The sequence below is a fragment of the Nocardioides secundeburneus genome (assembly GCF_039939255.1).
Taxonomy (GTDB): domain Bacteria; phylum Actinomycetota; class Actinomycetes; order Propionibacteriales; family Nocardioidaceae; genus Nocardioides.
The window spans coordinates 338,472-358,351 of sequence record NZ_JBDUUE010000004.1 but is presented as its reverse complement, the minus strand read 5'-3'; the positions used below and the strand labels follow the sequence as shown (position 1 = coordinate 358,351).

The window sequence follows — 19,880 nt, the reverse complement described above, 5'->3', positions numbered from 1 at the left end:
GTGCCTGAGGTCGACCTGGTCTTTCCGCGTGCCTACGTGGAGTTCCCCAACCCCGCCGACGACTCCGAGGTGATGCGCTGCGACCTCACCTGGTTGACGAGCAGCTACATGTGCATCTTCGGCCAGGGCTGTCAGGGCATCTACGAGACCTCGCCCGACACCGGCTGCTGCACCCTCGGGGCTCACTTCGCCGACCGGGACGACGAGAAGCGCACCGCGGAGTTCGTCGGCATGCTCGACGAGACCCTGTGGCAGTTCCACCCGGGCCGCAAGGTCAAGAAGAAGGACTGGGTCGAGGTCGACGACGACGGCGAGCGCAAGACCGCCACGAAGACCGTCGACGGCCAGCAGGCCTGCGTCTTCCACAACCGCCCCGACTTCCACCTCGGCGCCGGCTGCGCCCTGCACGCCCTGGCGTTCGTGCTCGAGAAGAACCCCGTCGCGACCAAGCCCGACGTGTGCTGGCAGCTGCCGATCCGGCGCACGTTCCGCACCGTCGAGCGACAGGACGGCACCTCCTACACCGAGGTCTCGATCGGCGAGTACGACCGACGCGGCTGGGGACCCGGCGGCCACGACCTTGACTGGTACTGCTCCGGCAACACCGAGGCGCACGTGGCCCCCGAGCCGGTCTACGTCACCCACGAGGCCGAGCTGGTCGAGCTGATGGGGCGCGCGGCCTACGACCAGCTCGTCGTCCACTGCGACGCGCACGTGCGCTCACGGTCGGCCCTCGCCCTCCACCCGGCAAGCCGGCCGTGAGGGCGCGAGGGACGAGCGCCCTCACGTAGCCGGCGCAGGTCGAGCAAGCGCAGCGCCTGAGGAACGAAGGCGCGAAGCGCGCCGAGACCCCCGCAGCCGATCCGCCGACGCAACCCCGACCGACCCCGGCGATAGCCGGTACCGCCCGAGACCTCTCGACGTCAAGAGATCCGACCCCCGGCGTCGCGGGGCAGGCGGGGGTTACTCACAATTGTCGGCATGCGCCTCGATCATCTCTCCTACGCCGCCGGACCTGATGGTCTCGAGGCCACCGCTCAGCGCATCGGGCACCTCCTGGGGCGCCACTTCGTCGACGGCGGCATCCACCCCCGCTTCGGCACGCGCAACCGCATCCTGCCGATGGCCGACAACACCTACCTCGAGGTCGTCGAGGCGCTCGACCACCCGGCGTCCGACAAGGCCCCGTTCGGCCAGGCGGTCAAGGCCCGCTCGGCCCTCGGCGGCGGCTGGCTCGGCTGGGTCGTCGCGGTCGACGACATCACCGTCGTCGAGCAGCGACTCGGTCGCGCCGCGGTGAAGGGCAACCGGCACCGCCCCGACGGCACCGAGCTGCTGTGGAAGCAGATCGGCGTCAACGGCACCATCTCCGACCCGCAGCTGCCGTTCTTCGTGCAGTGGGACAGCCCGGCCGAGATGCACCCCTCGGCCGGCGCCGACGCCACGTTCTCCCTGGCCTGCCTGGAGATCGCCGGCGACCCGCAGCGGGTCAGCGAGTGGCTCGGCGAGACCGTCGAGGCGCCGCTGGAGGACATCAAGGTCGAGTGGGTCGCCCCGCACGGCACGCCCGGCATCCTCGCCGCGCAGGTGCAGACGCCCGGCGGTCTGGTCCGGATCTGACCCGGGTCCGGCGCCGGTCCGAGGCGCGGATGAGCCGTCCGCTCCCAGGGGCCGTGCCGAGCCCCAACATCTGGAAGCACACCGCGACCTACGAGCTCGAGAACCGCGCCGTCGATCCCGACGGGCGGCTGTGGACGACGCTCGAGGGCCTCGCCGACTGGTCGGGCCGCACGGTCCTCGACCTCGGCTGCGGCGCCGGCTTCCACCTGCCCGCCTTCGCCGAGCGGGCCGGCTCCGTGATCGGCGTCGAGCCGCACCCCGACCTGCTCGCCCTCGCCCGGCGCCGGACGGCGTCCCTGCCCGTCGTGCGCTGCCTTCCCGGCACGGCGCAGCAGGTGCCGCTGCCCGACCGTTCGGTCGACGTCGTCCACGTGCGCTGGGCCTACTTCTTCGGCCCCGGGTGCGAGCCCGGGCTGGCCGAGCTCGACCGGGTCGTGCGTCGGGGCGGCACCGCGATGGTCATCGACAACGACGGGTCGCGCTCGACGTTCGGCGCGTGGTTCCGTCGGGGCTACCCCCACCTGCCGCCGCCGTCGGAGATCGAGCGTTTCTGGGTCACCCGCGGCTGGACCCGCACGTCGGTCGACATGGGCTGGCGCTTCACCTCGCGCGCCGACCTCGAGGCCGTCGTGCGCATCGAGTTCAAGCCGTCGATTGCCGACGAGATCCTGCGCCACCACGACGGGCTCGAGGTCGACTACGCCGTCAACGTGTGGTCGCGGACCTTCTGAGCGGCGGTCAGCTCGAGCCGCGGACCGTGAGCGACGGCGCCAGCAGCAGGCCCTCGCCGACGTAGGACGGCGTGGCCAGCAGGTCCTCCAGCGACCGGACGACGGCGACTGCGACCTCCTCGAGGGGCTGACGCACCGACGTGAGCCCCGGGTGCACGACCTGGGCGACCTGGGAGTCGTCGAAGCCGACGACGGCGATGTCGCGTCCCGGGTGCAGACCGCGCTCGGCGAGGGTGTGGAGCACGCCCATCGCCAGCGTGTCGGAGGCGCACACGAACGCCGACGGGCGGGCCTCGTCGAGCAGCCAGGCGCTCGCTTCACGGCCGCTGCTCACGGTGTCCTCGACGCGGGAGGCCATGCCGGTGGTCGACAGCCCGCGGTCGCGCAGGGCCCGCGACCAGCCGGAGCGGCGGTCCTCGCCGATGAAGGAGTCCTTGCGCCAGCCGATCCAGGCGATCTTGGTGTGGCCGCGGTCGAGGAGGTGGCGGGTGGCCAGCTCGGTGCCGGCGGCGCCGTCGACGTCGACCCACGGGTGACGGGCGTCGTCGTCGTCCCACGGGCGACCGAAGGCGACGAAGGGCGCGCGGCGCTCGCGCAGCCAGGTGGCCTGCGGGTTGCCGAGGTAGGTGTCGGTGACGACGAACGCGTCGACCGCGGTCGAGCGGAGGAGGTCGTCGTAGCCCTCGAGCGGGTCGGGACCCTCGCCGGAGAACAGCAGCACGTGGTAGCCGGCCTCGCGCGAGGTCCAGACGAGGGAGTGCACGAAGCGGTCCATCACCGCGGTGGCGGTGCCGTCGATGAGCGGACTGAGCCGCATGCCCACGAGGTGGGAGGCGCGGGTGCGCAGGTTGCGCGCGGCCCGGTTGGGCACGTAGCCGAGCTCGACGATCGCCTCCTGCACGCGCGCGAGGGTGTCCTCGCGCAGCAGGTCGGGGTTGTTGACCGCGTTGGAGACGGTCTGCCGCGAGACGCCGGCCCGCTCGGCGACGTCGGCGAGTGTCGGCGCGACGGCCGGGATGCGCGAGTGGATCCGCGGGACGCGCTCCACGCCGACCACCTCCCTCGCGTCGAAGCCAGCGGTCTGGATCGATCCAAGCCGATCGTAACCGGACGCGACGCCGACCCCGCCGGTGTCCGCACCGGCGCGCCGCGAGGGCGTCTCGGTGCGCGTCCGGGGTCCGCGTCGGTGCGGACCGCTGGGATAGTCCCTGACGTCGATCAACGATCCGACGTCATGATCCCTGATTGACGTCAGGGACTATCCCGGACGCCGCGACGAACCCGTTTGCGAGACGGCCTCTTCAGGCGGCGCGCCACGCGCGAAGCGAAGCGAGCGCCATCGGAATGGCGCGCCGCGAGACGGCCTCTTCAGGCGGCGCGCCACGCGCGAAGCGGAGCGAGCGCCATCGGAATGGCGCGCCGCGAGGGCGTCTCGGTGCGCGTCGAGGGTGCGTCCGGAGCGAGGAACGAGCGGAGGACGTGCGCTCGACGTGTGCCGAGACGGCCTCTTCAGGCGGCGCGCCACGCGCGAAGCGGAGCGAGCGCCATCCAACACTGTCGGTGGTCGCGTCTAGCGTCTCCCCCATGCCTGCGAAGTCCACCAAGTCTCCTCGCCCGTCCTACGTGTGCGCCGAGTGCGGGTGGCAGACGGCGAAGTGGGTCGGTCGCTGCGGCGAGTGCCAGGCGTGGGGCTCGGTGGCCGAGTCCGGCGCTCCCACGGTGCGGGCGAGCGCGGGGCCGGTGACGACGGCGGCGGTGCCGATCGGTCAGGTCCAGGTCTCGCAGTCGGCGTTCCGGGGCACGGGCGTCGCCGAGCTCGACCGGGTGCTCGGCGGTGGTCTGGTGCCCGGGGCGGCCATCCTGCTGGCCGGCGAGCCGGGTGTCGGCAAGAGCACGCTGCTGCTCGAGGTCGCCGCGCAGACCGCACGCACCGGTCGTCGGGTGCTTTACGTCACGGGTGAGGAGTCGGCGTCGCAGGTGCGGTTGCGGGCCGACCGCACCGGCGGTGTCCACGACGAGCTCTACCTCGCGGCCGAGACCGACCTCGGCGCGGTGCTCACCCACATCGAGCAGGTCCGGCCCGACCTGCTCGTCGTCGACTCCGTGCAGACCATCGGCGCCACCGGCGTCGAGGGGGTGCCGGGCGGCGTCACGCAGGTCAAGGAGGTCTCGGCGGCCCTGGTCCGGGTGGCCAAGACCCGCGACCTCGCCACGGTGCTCGTCGGCCACGTCACCAAGGACGGCGCGATTGCCGGCCCCCGGGTGCTCGAGCACCTCGTCGACGTCGTCCTGCAGTTCGAGGGCGACCGCAACAGCCGCTTCCGCATGGTGCGGGCGGTGAAGAACCGGTTCGGCCCGGTCGACGAGGTCGGCTGCTTCGACCTCGCCGCCGACGGCATCTCGGCGGTCGCCGACCCCACCGGGCTGTTCGTCGAGCACCTGCACGGCCGGGTCGCCGGCACCTGCGTGGCGGTCACCATGGAGGGACGTCGTCCGCTCCTCGCCGAGGTGCAGGCCCTCGTGACGCCGTCCCCGCTCGAGCGGCCGCGGCGCACGACGTCCGGCCTCGACGGCTCGCGCATCGCCATGGTGCTGGCGGTGCTCCAACAGCACTGCGGCATCAGGCTGCACGCCCACGACGTGTTCGCCTCCACGGTCGGCGGCGCCAAGCTGTCCGAGCCGGCCAGCGACCTGGCCGTGGCGGTGGCCATCGCCTCGGCCACCTTCGTCACCCCGCCACCGGTCGGCGTGGTGGCGATGGGCGAGATCGGCCTGGCCGGTGAGCTGCGACGGGTGCGTGACCTGCCGCAGCGCTTGGCCGAGGCGTCGCGCCTCGGCTTCAGGATGGCCGTCGTACCGGCGCCGGCGAGCGGGCGCGAGGCGCCGGGGCCGCGCTCCGAGCGCTCCGACCGCGTCGTCGAGGGCATGCGGGTGGTCGAGGTGCGCGACGTCCGGTCGGCGCTGCACCTGCTCCACCTCGACTCCCGCACCAAGCACGCGCTGGAGGTGGTCGATCCCGGATGACCCCCCGTCGCCTGCATCACCGTTAGGCTGCTGGCATGAGTGACGGCCGCAGCGAGGAGCAGCTGCGCCTGCGCGCGACCCTGGCGCAGATCGCCCCCGGCACGGCCCTGCGCGACGGCCTCGAGCGCATCCTGCGTGGCCGCACCGGAGCGCTGATCGTCATCGGTCACGACCGCATCGTCGAGTCCATCGCCACCGGTGGTTTCCGGCTCGACGTGCCGTTCACCGCCACGGGCCTGCGCGAGCTGGCGAAGATGGACGGCGCGATCATCGTCGACACCAACCTGACCCGGATCATCCAGGCCGCGGTGCACCTCATGCCCGACCACACGATCCCGTCGGAAGAGACCGGCACCCGGCACCGCACCGCCGACCGGGTCGCCAAGCAGACCGGGTGTCCGGTGATCTCGGTGTCGCAGTCGATGCAGATCATCGCCGCCTACGTCGGCGAGACCCGGCACGTGCTGGAGGACTCCGGCCAGATCCTCTCGCGCGCTAACCAGGCCCTCGCCACGCTCGAGCGCTACAAGCTGCGCCTCGACGAGGTGTCGAGCACGTTGTCGGCGCTCGAGGTGGAGGACCTCGTCACCGTCCGCGACGTCGCCGTGGTCGCGCAGCGGCTCGAGATGGTCACCCGCATCGCCCGCGAGATCGAGGACTACGTGCTCGAGCTCGGCAGCGACGGCCGCCTGCTCGCGCTCCAGCTCGAGGAGCTCATCACCGGCGTCGACGCCGAGCGTGAGCTCGTGATCCGCGACTACGTGCCCGCCGGACGCCGCACCAAGAGCCCCGAGGTGCTCCTCGGGCGCCTCGAGGCGCTCTCCCCCACCGAGCTGGTCGACCCGGCCTCCGCCGCGCGCGTGCTCGGTCTCGGCACCGCCGAGCACCTCGACGGTGCCGTCGCGCCGCGCGGCTACCGGCTCCTGGCCAAGGTCCCGCGGCTCCCGGCCCCGGTCGTCGACCGGCTCGTCGACCACTTCGGCACCCTGCAGAAGCTGCTCTCGGCCGGCATCGAGGACCTCCAGACCGTCGACGGCGTCGGCGAGCTCCGGGCGCGCAGCGTGCGCGAGGGTCTCTCGCGTCTGGCCGAGTCGACGATCCTCGAACGCTACGTGTGACCGCTAGCCCGGCTGCTGGGTCGGCTGCTGCGCCTGCTGGTCGCCGCGCTTCTTCTTGCCCTGCGTGCCCTGACCCTCGCCGGTCTGCGCCGCGGGCGCGGGCGGTGGCGGCGGGTCGGTGAGCGCGAACTCGACGACCGGCGACGGCTCGCCGCCGATCGCGGCAGCCTGGACGCCGTACTCGCCCGGCTTCGCGTGGTCGGCGCCGGGCGGGCAGTCGCGGGTGGAGGTCCGCCCGGTCCAGGCCAGCCGGTAGACGGCCGGCGTGGCGCTGCGCAGCACGATGGTGTCGTCGGGCACCTGGGCGGGGCAGTGGCTGCTCGACCAGACGTCGGTGTCGCCGTCGGTGATCTTGTAGGCCAGGTGGTCGCGGTCGATCGTCCACGTGCAGGCAGGCGTCTCGATGGTGCGCATCGTCAGGGTGATGAGCACAGCACGGCCGGCGATCGCGGGTTGCATGGTCGGGGTCACCGAGACGTCGGCGTTGTCGCAGGTGCCGACCGGGTCGGGCAGCGGCGGGGGCGGCTCCGGGGTCGGGGTGGGTGTGGGCGTCCGGTCGCGCTGACGCTCCTGGTTGCGGCCCTTGTTCTTGCCGCCGTTGCGGCTCGGCGCGTCGGTGGCGGACGTCTCGGTGGAGGTCGCGCCGACCCCCTGCACCGTGTCGGCCACCGGCCGGTCGGGTCCGTCGCCGTTGACCATGTCGACGACGGCGACGGCGAGCAGCACGACGGTGGCGCCGACCATCAGTCGACGACGCCGGTAGACGCCGCGCGACGGCGTCACCCGGGGCGGAGGCTGACGGTTCGACACGGGTCACCACGCTAATGAGCGACCCGGCCCGGTCGTGGCTGCCACACCGAGGGGAGAATGCCGGAGTGCCGACGTCACCGCTCCACGACCCCGTGCTGAGGTGGTACGCCGACCACCAGCGCGACCTGCCGTGGCGTCGTCCGGAGGCCTCGCCGTGGTCGGTGCTGGTCTCCGAGCTGATGCTGCAGCAGACCCCCGTCGTGCGGGTGCTGCCGGTGCATGAGGCCTGGATGGAGCGGTGGCCGACTCCGGCCGACCTCGCCGCCGAGCCCACCGGCGAGGCCGTGCGGGCGTGGGGGCGGTTGGGCTACCCGCGCCGGGCGCTGCGGCTGCACGCCGCTGCGGCGGCGATCGTCGAGCGTCACGACGGCGAGGTCCCGGCCGACTACGACGACCTCATCGCGCTGCCTGGCGTGGGCGACTACACCGCCGCCGCCGTCGCCAGCTTCGCCTTCGGACGACGCCACGTCGTGCTCGACACCAACGTGCGCCGGGTGCTGGCCCGGGCCGTGTCGGGCGTCGAGCTGCCCCACACCTCGGTCACCCGCGCCGAGCGCGACGCCGCCGCCTCCGTGCTGCCCGACGACGACGCCACCGCCGCTACCTGGGCGGTCGCGACGATGGAGCTCGGGGCCCTCGTCTGCACGGCGGCGAACCCGCGCTGCGCCGACTGTCCGGTCGTCGACCTCTGCGCCTGGACGGCGGCCGGGCGCCCGCCGTACGACGGCCCGCCCCGCAAGGGCCAGGCCTGGGCCGGCACCGACCGCCAGTGCCGTGGCCGGCTGATGGCGGTGCTGCGCGAGAGCGTCGGACCCGTGCACCGCTCGGCGCTCGACGCCGTGTGGTCCGACGAGCCGCAGCGCACCCGGTGCCTCGCCACCCTCCTGACCGACGGCCTCGTGGCCCGGACCGGCCCGGACACCTACGCCCTCCCCTGACGCCGACCCATCGTCGGCGGAAAACGCAGCTCGACCCGCCGTACTCGCGTACGACGGGTCGAGCTGGTGGACGGGTCAGAGGGTGCCGGTGCCCTGCGCGCCGCCCTCGGCCTCGGGGGTGGTCGGGTTCGACTTGGTGATGTCGACCGGACCGTCGTCGAGCGACTTGCTGAGGTCGGGGCCACCGACCTCGGCCGTCTCGAACGGGGGCAGGTCGGGCAGCTCGCCCATCTTCTGGCCGGCGAAGGTGAAGGTGGCCGTGGGGCCCTCCCCCTCGACGTCGACCAGCACGATCTGGCCAGGGCCGACCTCGCCGTAGAGCATCTTCTCGGCCAGCACGTCCTCGATCTCGCGCTGGATGGTGCGCCGCAGCGGGCGAGCACCGAGCACCGGGTCGAAGCCGCGCTCGGCGAGCAGGGCCTTGGCGGCCGAGGTGAGCTCGATGCGCATGTCGCGGTCGCGCATGCGCAGCTCGACCGAGGCGACCATGTTGTCGACCATGGCCACGATCTGCTCCTGCGAGAGCGGCGGGAAGACGATGATCTCGTCGACACGGTTGAGGAACTCGGGGCGGAAGTGCTGCTTGAGCTCGTCGCCGACCTTGTTCTTCATCCGCTCGTAGGAGCCCGCCGCGTCGCCGCTCTGGTTGAAGCCCAGGTGCACCGACTTGGCGATGTCGCGGGTACCGAGGTTCGTGGTCATGATGATGACGGTGTTCTTGAAGTCGACCACGCGGCCCTGCGAGTCGGTCAGGCGACCTTCCTCGAGGATCTGCAGCAGCGAGTTGAAGATGTCCGGGTGGGCCTTCTCGACCTCGTCGAACAGCACGACCGAGAACGGCTTGCGGCGCACCTTCTCGGTGAGCTGGCCGCCCTCCTCGTAGCCGACGTAGCCCGGAGGCGAGCCGAAGAGACGCGAGACGGTGTGCTTCTCGCTGAACTCCGACATGTCGAGCTGGATGAGGGAGTCCTCGTCGCCGAAGAGGAACTCGGCAAGCGTCTTGGACAGCCACGTCTTACCGACACCGGACGGGCCGGCGAAGATGAACGAGCCACCGGGACGCTTCGGGTCCTTGAGGCCGGCACGAGTGCGGCGGATGGCCCGCGAGAGTGCCTTGACGGCCTCGTCCTGGCCGATGACGCGCTTGTGCAGCTCGTCCTCCATCTTGAGCAGCCGCGAGGACTCCTCCTCGGAGAGCTTCACGATCGGGATGCCGGTCGCGACGGCGAGCACCTCGGCGATGAGCTCCTCGTCGACCTCGGCGACCTCGTCCATGTCGCCGGCGCGCCACTGCTTCTCGCGCTCGGACTTGCGCAGCATCAGCTGCTTCTCCTCGTCACGCAGGCGCGCGGCGGCCTCGAAGTCCTGGCCGTCGATCGCGGCCTCCTTGCGCGAGCGGACGTCGGCGATCTTGTCGTCGTACTCGCGCAGGTCGGCCGGCGCCGTCATGCGGCGGATGCGCAGACGCGAGCCCGCCTCGTCGATGAGGTCGATGGCCTTGTCGGGCAGGAATCGGTCGGAGATGTAGCGGTCGGCCAGCGTGGCGGCCGAGACCAGCGCCTCGTCGGTGATGGTGACGCGGTGGTGCGCCTCGTAGCGGTCGCGCAGGCCCTTGAGCATCTCGATCGTGTGCGCGATCGACGGCTCGGCGACCTGGATGGGCTGGAAGCGGCGCTCGAGGGCGGCGTCCTTCTCGAGGTACTTGCGGTACTCGTCGAGGGTGGTGGCGCCGATGGTCTGCAGCTCGCCACGGGCCAGCATCGGCTTGAGGATGGAGGCCGCGTCGATCGCGCCCTCGGCCGCACCGGCGCCGACGAGGGTGTGGATCTCGTCGATGAACAGCACGATGTCGCCGCGGGTGCGGATCTCCTTGAGCACCTTCTTCAGGCGCTCCTCGAAGTCGCCGCGGTAGCGGCTGCCGGCGACGAGCGCGCCGAGGTCGAGGGTGTAGATCTGCTTGTCCTTGAGCGTCTCGGGCACGTTGCCCTTGACGATGTCCTGGGCGAGACCCTCGACGATCGTGGTCTTGCCGACGCCGGGCTCACCGATGAGCACCGGGTTGTTCTTCGTGCGGCGCGACAGGATCTGCATGACCCGCTCGATCTCGCTCTCGCGACCGATCACGGGGTCGAGCTTGCCCTCGCGGGCGTCCTGGGTGAGGTTGCGGCCGAACTGGTCGAGCACGAGCGAGGACGACGGGGCGTCGCTGCCGCTGGCCGAGGCGGCCGCGGCCTGCGTGTTCTCCTTGCCCTGGAAGCCGGAGAGCAGCTGGATGACCTGCTGGCGCACCCGGTTGAGGTCGGCGCCGAGCTTCTGCAGCACCTGGGCGGCGACGCCCTCGCCCTCGCGGATGAGGCCGAGCAGGATGTGCTCGGTGCCGATGTAGGAGTGGCCGAGCTGCAGCGCCTCGCGCAACGACAGCTCGAGCACCTTCTTGGCGCGCGGGGTGAAGGGGATGTGGCCGGACGGCGCCTGCTGGCCCTGGCCGATGATCTCCTCGACCTGGGCGCGCACGGCCTCGAGCGAGATGTCGAGGGACTCCAGCGCCTTCGCCGCGACTCCCTCTCCCTCGTGGATGAGGCCGAGCAGGATGTGCTCGGTGCCGATGTAGTTGTGGGAGAGCATGCGGGCCTCTTCCTGGGCCAGCACGACCACCCGGCGAGCTCGGTCTGTGAACCGCTCGAACATGCGTTGCTCCTCGTACGTCGTGGGGTCCCCGTCCGCTCCTGGGTGGAGGGAGGGGTACGGGATGTACAACCCCACGACCCAGCCTACGCGTTCCCTGGATCACCCCAACGACGTCCGCTGACAGCGAACACGGTCACTGACGACCCAGGCTGCCGAGCGCCTCCGAGGGCGGGACGACAGCGAGCCCGGGCACCACGGCGAAGTCGCTGTCGGCGCTCACGATCGACTCGAAACCGAGTGCCTGCGCGGTGGCCGCGTGGACGGCGTCGCGCCCGCGGATCGGACTGGACTCGATCAGCACGAGCGAGCGGCGCAGGACGTCCTCGTCAAAGGGGTGCAGCACAGCCAGGGCACTGAGCTCCCGACCGGCCTGCAGTGCCGCCCCGCGAGACACGCGGCGCATCCGGTGGAAGACCACCTCCTGCACCGCCTCGACACTGAGGTGGAGCACGCAGCGCCCCTCGACGGCGGCAGTCACGACGGCCGCACAGGACGAGCGAAGCTCGCTCGGCCGACCGAGCGCGTAGAGGACCACGCCGCTGTCGATGAACAGGCCCGTCACGGGTGCCGCGCATCCTGCCGCTCGGCGAGGTCGGCGTCGAAGATCTCCTTGAGCGCGACCGGGTCTTCCATCGGCGGTGCGTCAGAGCCGTCGGCGAGCGCCAGCAGCCGCAGACCCGCCTCGCGTCGGACGACCACCTCGTCGGAGAACCGCACGTCGATGGCCTCGCGGATGACGGCAGCGACACTGCGCCCCGACCGCGTGGCTTCGGCCGCGACCCGGTCGTAGCGCTCCTGATCGAGCAGCAGCTGCAGGCGACGCTCCATCACGGACATGCACATGAGCATACGTGTGTATGTCCGGTCGCCTGCAGGAGGACATCGACGACGGCGACGTAGACGCGCGTCGGCCGATCTCCCTCGCGCGAGGGAGATCGGCCGACGGGCGCCGCGGGTCAGTTGGCGGCGTCGAACGCCTCGCGCACGTGGGCCGGGATGCGGCCGCGGTCGGGGACCTCGTAGCCGTTGGACCGGGCCCACTCGCGGACCTCGGCGGCACTGCTGCCGGAATTAGCGGCGGCGGCCGGGGCGGACTTGCGGGTCGCGGCGCGGCGTCCGCCGGAGACCTTGCGGGCATTTCCGACATATCCGGCGAGGGCCTCGCGCAGCGAGGTGGCATTGTCGGAATTCAGGTCGATCTCGTAGGTGGCCCCGTCGAGACCGAAGGTCACGGTCTCGTCGGCGTCGGAGCCGTCGATGTCGTCGACCAAAGTGATGTTGACCTTCTGAGCCATGTGATCGCGGCCTTTCCGGAACGGTGAATCCGAGATATCGGAATTCACTATGACAGAAAGGACAGGTCTTACATATTCCGACGGAAGACGAGCTCGAGGCCCTTCAGGGCGAGCCACGGGTCGACGTCGGTGAAGCAGTCGCACTCGTCGATGACCAACGGGGCGAGATGTCCCGTCGCGATCACGCGGACGTCGCCGACGTCGGCGCCGAGCTCGTCGATCATGCGCTCGACGATGCCCTCGACCTGGGCGGCCACGCCGAACACGAGACCCGACTGCAGCGCCTCGACGGTGTTCTTGGCGATCACCGTGCGCGGGCGCACGAGCTCGACCTGGCGCAGCTGCGCGCCGCGGCGGCCCAGGGCCTCGATGGACAGCTCGATTCCCGGGCTGATCGAGCCGCCGATGTACTGCCCCGCGGCATTCACGACGTCGTAGGTGGTCGCGGTGCCGCCGAAGTCGACGACGATCGCCGGGCCGCCGTACTCGGAGGCGGCGGCCAGGGAATTCACGATGCGATCGGTGCCGACTTCTCGGGGATTGTCCATGAGCACCGGTATCCCGGTCTTCACCCCGGGCTCGACGATGAGGTGCTCGACGTCGCCGAAATGGCGCGTGAGCATGTCGCGCGCGGCCAAGGTGACGGCCGGAACGGTCGAGCACACCGCAATTGCGGTGATGGTGTCGAGATGGCGACGCAGCAATCCGCGCAACAGCACCGCCCATTCGTCGGCGGTGCGGTGCTCGTCGGTGGAGACCCGCCACTCGTCGCTCACCGTTCCCGACGAGATCAGGCCGAGGACCGTGTGCGCATTTCCGACGTCGACCGCGAGCAATGGCATCGGACTATTCCCGGAAGTCGAGGCCGAGGTCGAACACGACCACCGAGTGCGTGAGGGCGCCGACGGAGATGAAGTCGACGCCGGTGGCGCCCACCGCACGGGCCCGGTCGAGGGTGAGGCCGCCGGAGGCCTCCAGGCTGGCCCGGCGGGCGCTGATGCGCACCGCCTCGGCCATCGTGGCGTCGTCCATGTTGTCGAGCAGCACCTCGGTGCAACCGGCCTCGAGCACCGCGCGCAGCTGGTCGAGGTCGGTGACCTCGACCTCGACGCGCAGCCCCGGGTGGGCGGCGACGACGGCGCGGTAGGCCTCGACGACGCCGCCCGCCGCGACGACGTGGTTGTCCTTGACCATCGCGCGGTCGACGAGGCTGAACCGGTGGTTGGTGCCGCCGCCGCAGCGCACGGCGTACTTCTGCAGCGCGCGCCAGCCGGGCAGGGTCTTGCGGGTGTCGAGCACCCGGGCGCCGGTGCCCTCGAGCGCGTCGACCCAGCGCGACGTCGCGGTGGCGACGCCGGACAGGTGCGAGGCGAAGTTGAGCGCCGTGCGCTCGCCGGTGAGCACGCCGGCCACCGGTCCGGACACCGTCATCACGACGTCGCCCGGTGCGACCCGGGTGCCGTCGGGCACCCGGCCCGTGACCTCGACGTCGTCGCCGAGGGCGTAGCGGAAGGCGAGCTCGGCGACCGCGAGCCCCGCCACGACACCCGGCTCGCGGGCGGCGATGTCGGCGACCGCGCGGCCCATCGGCGGCATGGCCGCGCTGGTGGCGTCGTCGACGCCGCCGGGGAGGTCCTCCTCGAAGGCGAGCGCGACGTGGGTGTGGATGGCGGCAGGGTCGAGGCCCGCGGCGCTCAGCTCGTCGACGAGGGACGACGACAGGTCGGCCAGGGCGGTGCGCGCGATGGGCATCAGGCGAGGTCCTGGTCGGTGGCGGCGGCGGGCCGGAAGGTCGTCTCGGCGCAGTGCCCGTCGCCGTCGGCGGTCATCACGGTGTCGACGTGCCCGGCCCAGCGGGCGTCGTCGCGGTCGGGGAAGTCGTCGCGCCAGTGCGAGCCGCGCGTCTCCTCGCGCAGCGTCGCGGCCTCGGCGAGCACGGTGGAGATGGTGAGCAGGTTGGTGGTCTCCCAGGCCGCGAGGTCGACGACGGTCGAGCCCTGCCCGGCGAGCTTGTCGAGGACGGCGGACGCCTCGCCGAGCCCGGCCGAGCCGCGCAGGACGCCGACGTGCGACGTCATCACCTCCTGCAGCTCGACGCGCGCCTCACCGGAGACGAGGCCTGGGGTGCGCGCGTCGGCGGCCGGCTCGCCCCACGGCCGCAGCTCGCCGGGCAGTACCTGGGCGATGCGGCGCGAGAACACCAGGCCCTCGAGCAGCGAGTTGGAGGCGAGCCGGTTGGCGCCGTGCACGCCGGAGCACGCGACCTCGCCGGTGGCGTAGAGCCCCGGGACGTCGGAGCGGCCGTGGAGGTCGGTGCGCACGCCGCCCGAGGCGTAGTGGCACGCCGGTGCGACCGGGATGAGCGCGGTGACGGGGTCGACGCCGTGCGAGCGGGCGGTGGCCAGGATGGTCGGGAAGCGGCGCTCCCAGAACTCCGCGCCGAGATGACGCGCGTCGAGCCACATGTGGGGGTGGCCGGTGTCGAGCATGCGCCGCATGATCGCCTTGGCGACGACGTCGCGCGGGGCGAGGTCGGCGAGCTCGTGCACGCCCTGCATGAACCGGTCGCCCTCGAAGTCGACGAGGAACGCGCCCTCGCCGCGCACGGCCTCGGAGATCAGTGGCTGCTGGCCGGTGGAGTCGGCGCCGAGGTACATCACCGTCGGGTGGAACTGCACGAACTCGAGGTCGCGCAGCGTCGCGCCGGCGCGCAGCGCGAGGGCCATGCCGTCGCCGGTGGAGACCGACGGGTTCGTGGTCTGGCTGAACACCTGGCCGAGGCCGCCGCTGGCGAGCACGACCGCCCGGCACCGGACGGCGCCGACCCCGTCGCGCTGGCCCTCGCCCATCACGTGCAGCGTCAGCCCGGCCACCGCGCCGTCGGCGTCGAGCATCAGGTCGACGGCGAGCGCCCGCTTGATCACCTCGATCTCCGGTGCGGCGCCGACGGCCGCGACCAGCGCCCGCTGGATCTCGGCGCCGGTGGCGTCACCGCCGGCGTGCGCGATGCGGTCGCGGTGGTGGCCGCCCTCGCGCGTCAGCGACAGGACGCCGTCGGGCCCGTGGTCGAACACGGCGCCGAGCGCGATCAGCTCGCGGACGGCGTCCGGGCCCTCGTCGACGAGCACCTGGACGGCCTCGGCGTCGCACGCCCCGGCGCCGGCGACGAGGGTGTCGACGGCGTGGTCGTGCGGGCTGTCACCCGGGCCGAGGGCGGCCGCGATGCCGCCCTGGGCCCACTGGGTCGAGCCCGCCGAGAGCCGGTCCTTGGTGACGACGAGGATCTTGTCGACCTGACCGCGCAGGCGCAGCGCGGCGGTGAGGCCGGCGATGCCGGAGCCGACGATGACGACGTCGGCCTCGGTGGTCCAGCCTGGCTCGGGGGCGGTCAGCCGGCCCGGGAGACGGCGCACAGCGGTGGGCATCGTCCGAGACTAGTGCGCGGTGAGGTCGCCTCGGCGCAGCGTGTCGTCGCCGAACGTCTCGGCGGGGTCGAAGCCGGTGGCCAGGATCGCGTTGTCGGCGTCGACGAACACCACGTGCGGCTGATGCTCGCGTGCCTCGGCGGTCTCCATCTGGGCGTAGGCGATGAGGATGACCAGGTCGCCCGGGTGTACCAGGCGGGCGGCGGCGCCGTTGATGCCGATCACGCCGCTGCCGCGCTCGCCGGCGATCGTGTAGGTCTCGAGCCGGGCGCCGTTGGTGATGTCGACGATGTGCACCAGCTCGCCGGCGAGCAGGTCGGCGGCGTCGAGGAGGTCCTCGTCGACGGTGACCGAGCCGACGTAGTGCAGGTCGGCCTGCGTCACCGTGGCGCGGTGGATCTTGCTCTTCATCATCGTGCGCAGCATCAGGCGGTTCCTCCGGTGTGGCCCAGGACGAGGGGCAGGTTGTCGATCAGGCGGGTGGTGCCGACCCGGGCCGCGACGAGCGCGCGGGCCTCGGTGCCGGCCGGGGCGTCGCGGGGCACCGGCGAGAGGTCGGGCCGGGTGATCTCGAGGTAGTCGAGGTCGACCCCGACGGCGTCACGCACCTCGGCACGGGCGGCGTCGAGCGCGGCGGACAGCCCGGACGGCGCCGCCTCGGCAGCGACGCGCAGCGCGCGGTGCAGCGCGAGCGCGTGGCGCCGCTGCTCGGCGTCGAGGTAGCGGTTGCGGCTCGACAGCGCGAGGCCGTCGGGCTCGCGCACGGTCTCGGCCCCGACGACCTCGACGCCGAGGCACAGGTCGGCCGCGAGCTGCCGGATCAGCACGAGCTGCTGGTAGTCCTTCTGGCCGAAGACGGCGACGTCGGGGCGCACGAGGCCGAGCAGCTTGGCCACGACCGTGAGCACGCCGGCGAAGTGGCCGGGCCGGGTGACGCCCTCGAGCAGGTCGGCGAGGGGGCCGGGGTCGACGGTCACGGACGGCGGCCAGACCGGGTAGACCTCCTCGACCGGCGGGGCGAAGACGACGTCGACGCCCCGGTCGGCGCAGACCTCGAGGTCGGCGTCGAGGGTGCGCGGGTAGCGGTCGAGGTCCTCCCCCGGCCCGAACTGCATCGGGTTGACGAACACCGAGACGACGACCGGGCCGTCGCCGACGTCGGCGCGGGCCCGGGTCATCAGGCTCGCGTGGCCCTCGTGCAGCGCACCCATGGTCGGCACGAGGCCGACGCGGGCGCCGTCGCGCCGGGGTGCGGCGAGGGTCGCGGCGAGCTCGGCCCGGCCGGTGACGAGCTGCGGGGTGGCGCTCACGTCAGCCGGCGGACCGGGCGCGCCGCGGCGGTGGCCTCGGCGTCGTCGAGCACCTGGCTGAGGCGCAGCGCCCGGATGGGCAGCAGACGACCGTCGGTGACGGCGCGGCTGAGGGTGGCCCGGGCGAGCGCGAGGTAGGAGGGCAGCGTGGTGGGCGCCTCGGCGAGCACGCTCTCGAGGTGTGCCTCGACCGTGCCGACGTCGCCACGCACGATCGGACCGGTGAGCGCCGCGTCGCCGTGCTCGAGCGCGTTGTCGAGCGCGGCGGTGAGCAGGGGGCGCAGGGTGGCGGCGGGGTCGTCGGCGCCGGCCGCGGCGAGGATCTCCATCGCCTCGGTGACGAGGGTGACGAGGTGGTTGGCGCCGTGGGCCAGGCCGGCGTGGTAGAGCGAGCGCCGGGTCTCGGGCACCCACATCGGGCGCCCGCCGAGGTCGGCGACGAGCGAGGCGGCGACGTCGCGCTCCTCGGGCTCGGCGGTCAGGCCGAACACGCACCCGCCGAGGCGCTCGAGGTCGACGGCGGTGCCGGTGAACGTCATGGCGGGGTGCAGCGCGACGGTGCGGGCGCCGACCGCGACGGCGGGCGCCAGGACGGCGAGGCCGTGCCGGCCGCTGGTGTGCACGACGAGCTGGCCCTCGCGGATCGCGCCGCTGTCGGCGAGCACCGTCACGACGTTGGCGAGCATGTCGTCGGGCACGGTGAGCAGCAGCAGGTCGGCCGCGCGGGCGACCGCGCTGGGCTTGAGCACGGCCACGCCCGGCAGCAGGGCCTCGACACGACCGCGGGAGGCGTCGGACTCGCCGGCGGCGGCGACGACGTCGTGCCCGGCGGCGCGGAGACCCGCGGCCAGGACCGCGCCGACGCGTCCGGCACCAATGACGCCGATGCGGTACCGGTCGGAGCTCTCGGTGTGCGGGCGCGCGGGCTCGCTCGGGTGGTGCGACATGTCGAGCTCCTCGGTTCCAGTCCCGCGAGGGGTACCGGACGTCTGGGTTCGGGTGGTGCTGTCAGCAGTGCAACGCCCACGCTAGCCGCGATGTTTCCGCGATGTCTCCGGAACGTGACGTGGCGCACGTCGCCCGCGCACACGCCGACCGGCGTCACCCGACGTCGAGGTCGCAGTACGTCGCGAAGAACCGCCGCAGGGTGGCGCGGGCGTCGTCGGACAGCGGCAGGTGGAACAGCGCGTTGTCGGCGAGCCCGGGCGCCTCGACGTGCAGCGGCACCAGGGTGCCGACCTTGTCCTCGGCGAGGGCGTGCGGGTCGCAGCGCCCCGGCACCAGGCGGAGCACCGGGCGGAACGTGGTGCCGGCGGTGAGGGGCACGGCCGGCGTCGTCGGCCACACCGCGGAGCCGTCGCGCAGGCTGAACAGCACGGTGCGCTCGAAGCCGCCGAAGGAGACGTCGTCGCGATCACCGGTCGCGGTGATGGTGACCGGCAGCTCGTAGTACGACGACCGGCCGCGGCCGCCGACCACGCGCGGCTCGCCGAGGGTCAGGTCGGCGGCCTCGTCGAACGTCGCCTGCGCGCAGTCGCGCTCGAGCAGCAGCGCGATCGCGCCGTAGCGGTCGGTGGCGGTGGTGGTCGAGACCTGCTCGGGGCCGTCGTCGAGGCGGTAGGTCAGCCGCACCTCGGCGTCGGCGCCGGTGCCGCAGGTGCCGGCCGGCATCTCGAACGGCAGGTCGGCCTCGTTCATGAAGGTCTCCTCGCCGGTCCACGTGACCGCGCCGAAGCGTGCGGAGGTGACCTCGGCGCGGGTGACGGTGACGGTGCCCTTGCCCTCGTGCACCAGCCGGACGAACACGTCGCGGCCGATGCGGGCCAGGCGGCTCTGGTCGACGTAGGCGGTGAGGCTGTCGGGGAACGGGACGGCGGGCTCGGCACCGACCGGGGCGTCGTCGTTCTCGTGGCCACAGGCGGCGAGCAGCGTGGAGGCGGCCAGCAGGGCGCCGAGCACGGCCAGCCGCGGGGTCATCGGACGTCGTCCGAGGTGACGACCGTGCCGACCTCGAGCGGCCGCGGGGCCCGCGGCAGCCACTCGCGCGTGACGTGGTCGACGACGTGGACGCCGTCGGGGGCGACGATCTCGTGCACGCCCTCGGGCACGACGCCGTCGTTCAACGAGTTGAAGACCTGCCACTCGCGGCGCTTGCGCTTGTTGCGGTAGCTGGTGGCGAACGACGCCGGATCGGTCCAGTGGGCGAACTCGTCGCCGTCGAGGTACTTCAGCTCGACGCACAACCCGTGCGGCAGGCCGATGGAGATCACCGGCTTGGGGGTCGTGCGCACCTCCCACTCGAAGGCCTTGGTGAACACGAAGTCGGGACCGATCGGGAAGCCCCACTCCTCGGCGTTGCGCAGGCCGAGGTCGAGCCAGCCCCGCGACGGCGTCCGCGAGTCGAGGTAGAGGCCGTGGCGTGGCACCCGGATGATCGACTGCACGTCGCCGACCTGCCAGGCGAGGTCGGCCAGCGAGGCCTCGCCCTCGGCGGTGAGCACCATGTCGCCGTCCCACTTGAACGAGTAGCGGGTGCCGACCTGGGCGAAGCACCAGTTGTAGAAGTAGCTGAGCGAGTGCACCGACAGCTCGTGGACGGCGCGGTGCTCGGCCCCGGCGCGCGCGACGGCGAACGGGTAGGAGGTCTGGGTCAGCTTGTGCGCGAGCCCCGCCTCGCTCGCGGTGGCGGCGGTGACGTCGGGGGTGCCGTCGGTCGAGCCGTTGTCGACCACGAGCACGTGGTCCATCGCGCGCAGCAGCGGCGGCAGCACCCACGGCATCGACAGCGCCTCGTCCTTGACCCGCAGGACGGCGGTCGAGCCGGCCCGCAGGCCCTCGGGCCGGGCCCAGGGCCAGGTGATGTCGAAGTCGGTGTGGCCCTCGAGGTTCGCGATGCCGGTGGTGCCGGCGTGGGCGGTCAT

Annotated in this window: 20 protein-coding genes; 6 read left to right on the top strand and 14 right to left on the bottom strand. The window is 72.6% G+C overall.

From position 1 onward, the window contains the following. The 3 genes from ABFT23_RS12685 to ABFT23_RS12675 all read left to right on the top strand — a co-directional run bounded on the left by ABFT23_RS12685 (position 1) and on the right by ABFT23_RS12675 (position 2,351). The gene (locus ABFT23_RS12685) at positions 1-762 is read left to right on the top strand and encodes a hypothetical protein (RefSeq protein ID WP_347895686.1); all 762 of its coding nucleotides are present in this window, start codon (positions 1-3) and stop codon (positions 760-762) included. A gap of 219 nt (positions 763-981) precedes the next feature. Beyond that, complete coding sequence (locus ABFT23_RS12680) at positions 982-1,620, top strand: VOC family protein (RefSeq protein WP_347895684.1); 639 nt, start codon at positions 982-984, stop codon at positions 1,618-1,620. Positions 1,621-1,649: 29 nt separating this feature from the next. Continuing rightward, the gene (locus tag ABFT23_RS12675) at positions 1,650-2,351 is read left to right on the top strand and encodes a class I SAM-dependent methyltransferase (protein WP_347895683.1); all 702 of its coding nucleotides are present in this window, start codon (positions 1,650-1,652) and stop codon (positions 2,349-2,351) included. A 7-nt stretch (positions 2,352-2,358) separates the two neighbouring features. On the opposite strand, the gene ABFT23_RS12670 is transcribed toward ABFT23_RS12675, so the two are convergent. Continuing rightward, a complete protein-coding gene (locus ABFT23_RS12670) occupies positions 2,359-3,399 on the bottom strand; it encodes a LacI family DNA-binding transcriptional regulator (RefSeq protein WP_347895681.1) in 1,041 nt (346 codons plus the stop codon). Between the two features lie 536 nt (positions 3,400-3,935). Between ABFT23_RS12670 and radA the strand changes: the two genes are divergently transcribed. Together radA and disA are read left to right on the top strand one after the other, a co-directional pair. After that, entirely contained in the window at positions 3,936-5,375 is a 1,440-nt protein-coding gene (gene radA, locus ABFT23_RS12665) for a DNA repair protein RadA (protein WP_347895679.1), read from the top strand. A gap of 35 nt (positions 5,376-5,410) precedes the next feature. Further along, a complete protein-coding gene (gene disA / locus ABFT23_RS12660) occupies positions 5,411-6,493 on the top strand; it encodes a DNA integrity scanning diadenylate cyclase DisA (protein WP_347895677.1) in 1,083 nt (360 codons plus the stop codon). A gap of 3 nt (positions 6,494-6,496) precedes the next feature. On the opposite strand, the gene ABFT23_RS12655 is transcribed toward disA, so the two are convergent. Next, positions 6,497-7,303: a hypothetical protein gene (locus ABFT23_RS12655; RefSeq protein WP_347895676.1), complete on the bottom strand. Its 807-nt coding sequence runs from the start codon at positions 7,301-7,303 to the stop codon at positions 6,497-6,499. Positions 7,304-7,317: 14 nt separating this feature from the next. Here ABFT23_RS12655 and ABFT23_RS12650 point away from each other — a divergent pair, with 14 nt between their 5' ends. Beyond that, a complete protein-coding gene (locus ABFT23_RS12650) occupies positions 7,318-8,241 on the top strand; it encodes an HhH-GPD family protein (RefSeq protein WP_347895673.1) in 924 nt (307 codons plus the stop codon). Positions 8,242-8,316: 75 nt separating this feature from the next. Here the strand turns inward: ABFT23_RS12650 and ABFT23_RS12645 are convergent, their stop codons facing one another. From ABFT23_RS12645 to ABFT23_RS12590, 12 genes are all read right to left on the bottom strand, one after another. After that, on the bottom strand, positions 8,317-10,929 hold the full coding sequence (locus tag ABFT23_RS12645; RefSeq protein WP_347895671.1) for an ATP-dependent Clp protease ATP-binding subunit: 2,613 nt from the start codon (positions 10,927-10,929) through the stop codon (positions 8,317-8,319). A 133-nt stretch (positions 10,930-11,062) separates the two neighbouring features. Next, positions 11,063-11,491, bottom strand: coding sequence for a type II toxin-antitoxin system VapC family toxin (locus ABFT23_RS12640; protein WP_347895669.1), 429 nt, complete (start codon positions 11,489-11,491; stop codon positions 11,063-11,065). After that, the gene (locus ABFT23_RS12635) at positions 11,488-11,766 is read right to left on the bottom strand and encodes a hypothetical protein (RefSeq protein WP_347895667.1); all 279 of its coding nucleotides are present in this window, start codon (positions 11,764-11,766) and stop codon (positions 11,488-11,490) included. Before ABFT23_RS12635 ends, ABFT23_RS12640 begins: the two co-directional genes overlap by 4 nt. Before the next feature lie 119 nt (positions 11,767-11,885). Continuing rightward, positions 11,886-12,224: a histone-like nucleoid-structuring protein Lsr2 gene (locus tag ABFT23_RS12630; RefSeq protein WP_347895665.1), complete on the bottom strand. Its 339-nt coding sequence runs from the start codon at positions 12,222-12,224 to the stop codon at positions 11,886-11,888. A 68-nt stretch (positions 12,225-12,292) separates the two neighbouring features. Continuing rightward, positions 12,293-13,066, bottom strand: a complete 774-nt coding sequence (locus ABFT23_RS12625) for a type III pantothenate kinase (RefSeq protein ID WP_347895664.1) — start codon at positions 13,064-13,066, stop codon at positions 12,293-12,295. A gap of 4 nt (positions 13,067-13,070) precedes the next feature. Continuing rightward, positions 13,071-13,976 (bottom strand): carboxylating nicotinate-nucleotide diphosphorylase, encoded by a 906-nt coding sequence (gene nadC / locus ABFT23_RS12620; protein WP_347895663.1) that lies wholly within the window; start codon positions 13,974-13,976, stop codon positions 13,071-13,073. After that, positions 13,976-15,649 carry an L-aspartate oxidase gene (locus ABFT23_RS12615; protein WP_347895661.1) on the bottom strand — a complete coding sequence of 558 codons (1,674 nt, stop codon included), beginning with the start codon at positions 15,647-15,649 and terminating at the stop codon, positions 13,976-13,978. The genes nadC and ABFT23_RS12615 overlap by 1 nt, the downstream gene beginning before the upstream one ends. A 9-nt stretch (positions 15,650-15,658) precedes the next feature. Next, positions 15,659-16,075 (bottom strand): aspartate 1-decarboxylase, encoded by a 417-nt coding sequence (gene panD / locus ABFT23_RS12610; RefSeq protein WP_347895659.1) that lies wholly within the window; start codon positions 16,073-16,075, stop codon positions 15,659-15,661. Continuing rightward, positions 16,075-16,959: a pantoate--beta-alanine ligase gene (gene panC / locus ABFT23_RS12605; protein WP_347895657.1), complete on the bottom strand. Its 885-nt coding sequence runs from the start codon at positions 16,957-16,959 to the stop codon at positions 16,075-16,077. The genes panD and panC overlap by 1 nt, the downstream gene beginning before the upstream one ends. Continuing rightward, the gene (locus ABFT23_RS12600) at positions 16,956-17,906 is read right to left on the bottom strand and encodes a Rossmann-like and DUF2520 domain-containing protein (RefSeq protein WP_347895655.1); all 951 of its coding nucleotides are present in this window, start codon (positions 17,904-17,906) and stop codon (positions 16,956-16,958) included. Before ABFT23_RS12600 ends, panC begins: the two co-directional genes overlap by 4 nt. A gap of 154 nt (positions 17,907-18,060) precedes the next feature. Further along, positions 18,061-18,936: a hypothetical protein gene (locus ABFT23_RS12595; RefSeq protein WP_347895653.1), complete on the bottom strand. Its 876-nt coding sequence runs from the start codon at positions 18,934-18,936 to the stop codon at positions 18,061-18,063. Then, complete coding sequence (locus ABFT23_RS12590) at positions 18,933-19,880, bottom strand: glycosyltransferase family protein (protein ID WP_347895651.1); 948 nt, start codon at positions 19,878-19,880, stop codon at positions 18,933-18,935. The genes ABFT23_RS12595 and ABFT23_RS12590 overlap by 4 nt, the downstream gene beginning before the upstream one ends.

Bases quoted from the DNA above. Each gene is read 5' to 3' on its own strand.
- ABFT23_RS12680 (WP_347895684.1), top strand. From the start codon at position 982: ATGCGCCTCGATCATCTCTCCTACGCCGCCGGACCTGATGGTCTCGAG.
- ABFT23_RS12675 (WP_347895683.1), top strand. From the start codon at position 1,650: ATGAGCCGTCCGCTCCCAGGGGCCGTGCCGAGCCCCAACATCTGGAAG.
- radA (WP_347895679.1), top strand. From the start codon at position 3,936: ATGCCTGCGAAGTCCACCAAGTCTCCTCGCCCGTCCTACGTGTGCGCC.
- disA (WP_347895677.1), top strand. From the start codon at position 5,411: ATGAGTGACGGCCGCAGCGAGGAGCAGCTGCGCCTGCGCGCGACCCTG.
- ABFT23_RS12650 (WP_347895673.1), top strand. From the start codon at position 7,318: ATGAGCGACCCGGCCCGGTCGTGGCTGCCACACCGAGGGGAGAATGCC.
- ABFT23_RS12645 (WP_347895671.1), bottom strand. From the start codon at position 10,929: ATGTTCGAGCGGTTCACAGACCGAGCTCGCCGGGTGGTCGTGCTGGCC.
- ABFT23_RS12635 (WP_347895667.1), bottom strand. From the start codon at position 11,766: ATGTCCGTGATGGAGCGTCGCCTGCAGCTGCTGCTCGATCAGGAGCGC.
- ABFT23_RS12630 (WP_347895665.1), bottom strand. From the start codon at position 12,224: ATGGCTCAGAAGGTCAACATCACTTTGGTCGACGACATCGACGGCTCC.
- ABFT23_RS12625 (WP_347895664.1), bottom strand. From the start codon at position 13,066: ATGCCATTGCTCGCGGTCGACGTCGGAAATGCGCACACGGTCCTCGGC.
- nadC (WP_347895663.1), bottom strand. From the start codon at position 13,976: ATGCCCATCGCGCGCACCGCCCTGGCCGACCTGTCGTCGTCCCTCGTC.
- ABFT23_RS12615 (WP_347895661.1), bottom strand. From the start codon at position 15,649: ATGCCCACCGCTGTGCGCCGTCTCCCGGGCCGGCTGACCGCCCCCGAG.
- panD (WP_347895659.1), bottom strand. From the start codon at position 16,075: ATGCTGCGCACGATGATGAAGAGCAAGATCCACCGCGCCACGGTGACG.
- ABFT23_RS12600 (WP_347895655.1), bottom strand. From the start codon at position 17,906: ATGTCGCACCACCCGAGCGAGCCCGCGCGCCCGCACACCGAGAGCTCC.
- ABFT23_RS12595 (WP_347895653.1), bottom strand. From the start codon at position 18,936: ATGACCCCGCGGCTGGCCGTGCTCGGCGCCCTGCTGGCCGCCTCCACG.
- ABFT23_RS12590 (WP_347895651.1), bottom strand. From the start codon at position 19,880: ATGACCGCCCACGCCGGCACCACCGGCATCGCGAACCTCGAGGGCCAC.